Origin of the sequence: Terrisporobacter sp., from assembly GCF_017888745.1 — a bacterium.
Classification (GTDB): domain Bacteria; phylum Bacillota; class Clostridia; order Peptostreptococcales; family Peptostreptococcaceae; genus Terrisporobacter.
Window position 1 is genome coordinate 1 of record NZ_JAGHFM010000224.1, and the last position, 2,742, is coordinate 2,742.

A 2,742-nucleotide genomic window follows, 5' to 3' on the forward strand; every position below is an offset into this window, starting at 1 on the left:
TAAACCCCTTTTTATAATATATTTTAAATAAAACCCTGTTTGATCGGATTAAAGCAGGGTTTTTTCATATTCTTTTATAATTTTTCGTACTCTTCTATAACCTTGAGCCTTGCTCTCTAAATTAATTAAATCACTATTACTATTTGAAAAATTAGTTTCTATACACCAAAATTTATTTTCTCTTTTTAAAGCCACATAATTTTCGTCATTTATCCAAGTATAATAATCTTTGTTTCGTTTATCATATTTCCAGTCTAAATTTTCATTTATAACAGACAAGTCATTTAATATATCTAATACGCTATCATATCTATTCTCATAATTTAAAGATAAACACCTTTCAACTACTAGTATTAGAGATTTTGGAATATGAGGGAGATATTTTTTCCTTACAGGAAATTTTCCTTTCGATATGGCAATTTTCAAATCATTTAAGTTTTTATATCTTTTAAGTTGAACATTATATTCCTCATTCCCATTACACATCCTATACAAAGTTGTACCTACTTGATAAATATCTACCTTCTTATTAATTGTAGAAGTAAAGCACTGCTCTGGAGCAATATGCTTATAATAAACATTTTTAAGCCTTCCAAATCCACTTTCATCTAATTCTAATGCTGAACCAAAATCACTCAATATAGCTTGGTTATTATCATTTATAAGAATATTATTAGGCTTTATATCACAATGTATTAGGTTATTATCATGGACATAATACAATGCTGATAAGAAGTCCAATGAATACCTTATTATTTCCCTAACTGTTAAATTTTTATTTTCTAATATATGATTTAAAGATCCTTTTCTATAATAAGGCATAGTTATATAAATATATTCATCATCATAAGTTGCATAGTTAATCTTAATAATATTCGGATGATTTAAACTTGATATCTTTTTAGATTCATCAAAATATTTATCATACTCTTTTAACTTTTTTTTGTCTATTTGCTTCAAAATCATTTCACTATTCAACTGCTTATCTTCAACTATATATAAAGCTGAGTTTACCCCCTCTGAATTAATCTTTTGTAGTATACTTAAATTTAACTTTGGACTTATCTCCATAGCTCTACCCCTTTACACGAAAATAATTCTTCTAAAACCCCTTCTATTTTTACAGCATCAACTATCTCTTTACCTATATCCTCATCTATATTAAGTGTATAAAATTTTACATCATATTGATCTATAATTACACTTATTAGTTTTTTTATATAAGAAAGTTTATCCCCCATACCAAAGGATATAGGCAATAAAATCATGTCGTGTTTAACTTTATGACTTCTATCATTCTCGTAATCTACAACATATATTTCTATTTTATCAACAAATATATTTACATAAATATGATTCATATCAAATCCTCCTATTTATCCTACTGTTATATAATATGAATCTACTCATTCCTTAAATACAAATTTAAAACAAAAAAATAAGAGTTCTAGATTTCATCTATCACTCTTATCTTATTAAAAATATTATATTAAGCTACTAAATACTTCATCTTTTATTGTTAAAAATAATTCAGCTGTTGCTTTTGTATCACTATCAGCTCTATGTGCATTTTCATTTGTAATATTATAGTACTCACACGCCGTTTGTAATTTTTTATTTTTCCCTTTATAGGACTTACATTTTTTTAGCATTTCTAAAGTACATAAATAATTATCTATTGGTTGTAAGTTATATTTTTTAAGATAATAATTTAGAAATTTCAAGTCGAATTTAGCATTATGAGCAATCATAACTCTATCTCCTAAAAACTTTCTAAATCTAGGTAATACATATTCTATACCTTCTTCATTTTCCACCATTTCATTACTTATTCCAGTAAGCTCTGTAATTACTGGTGGTATTATACTATCTGGCTTTATTAATCTAGAATAGTTTCTAACTATTTTATCATCTTTAATTTCAGTTATACCAATTTCAATTATTTCACAACCTTTATATGGATCAAATCCTGTAGTTTCTAGATCTACTACAACATATTCTTGCATACATTTACTCCTTATCTAAAAACCTTATATGTAATTAAGAGGATTTTGAGGAGTTCCATTAACTCTTATTTCAAAGTGTAGATGAGGACCTGTTGAATTTCCTGTACTACCTACTTTAGTAACTGCTTGTCCTTTCTTAACAGTTTGTCCCACTCCAACTAATAGAGAGCTATTATGTGCATATAAAGATACAGTTCCATCTGTATGTTTTATCATTAAAGTATTACCATATCCACCTTTAACTCCAGAGAATATTACTGTCCCGTCAGATACTGCAACTGCATTAGTACCTGTTGGAGCTGGTATATCAATTCCTGTATGAAGTTTCTTAGTTCCAAATATAGGATGTATTCTATATCCAAAAGGAGAAGATATTGTAGAGTACCCTGGTACCGGCCATGATCCATTTGATATAACAGCACCTGAACTACTAGAACTATTTGAGTCATCTGAAGTTACAGAACTTTCTAAGGCTATTTTTTGCAATTCAGCTTCTAATTCTTCTTCTTCTTTCATTAATTTTTCTTTCATTGCTTCTAGTTCTTTTTTATCTTCATCTAAAGTTTTTTTATCTTTTTCTAACTCTTCTTTTATTACTTTTGCTTCTTCTTTATTTTCCTCTAGTGCTTCTTTTTTATCTTCTATTTCTACTTTATCTTTTTCTAAATCTTCCAACATTTGTTTATCTTGAGCCACAACTTCTTGTACAATAAAAATATTATTTAAAAAGTCAGAA

General features: G+C 27.0%; 4 protein-coding genes. All 4 read right to left on the minus strand.

Annotation, left to right across the window (positions count from 1 at the left end; all coding sequences use genetic code 11):
* Positions 1 to 48: 48 nt before the first annotated feature.
* The gene (locus J7G74_RS10675) at positions 49 to 1,071 is read right to left on the minus strand and encodes a serine/threonine-protein kinase (RefSeq protein WP_297135091.1); all 1,023 of its coding nucleotides are present in this window, start codon (positions 1,069 to 1,071) and stop codon (positions 49 to 51) included.
* A complete protein-coding gene (locus J7G74_RS10680; RefSeq protein ID WP_297135093.1) occupies positions 1,062 to 1,361 on the minus strand; it encodes a hypothetical protein in 300 nt (99 codons plus the stop codon). The genes J7G74_RS10675 and J7G74_RS10680 overlap by 10 nt, the downstream gene beginning before the upstream one ends.
* Before the next feature lie 123 nt (positions 1,362 to 1,484).
* Positions 1,485 to 2,006: a 3'-5' exonuclease gene (locus J7G74_RS10685; RefSeq protein ID WP_297135095.1), complete on the minus strand. Its 522-nt coding sequence runs from the start codon at positions 2,004 to 2,006 to the stop codon at positions 1,485 to 1,487.
* 24 nt (positions 2,007 to 2,030) lie between these two features.
* Positions 2,031 to 2,742 (minus strand): M23 family metallopeptidase (locus J7G74_RS10690; protein WP_297135097.1); only part of this gene is annotated, 712 nt, incomplete at its 5' end.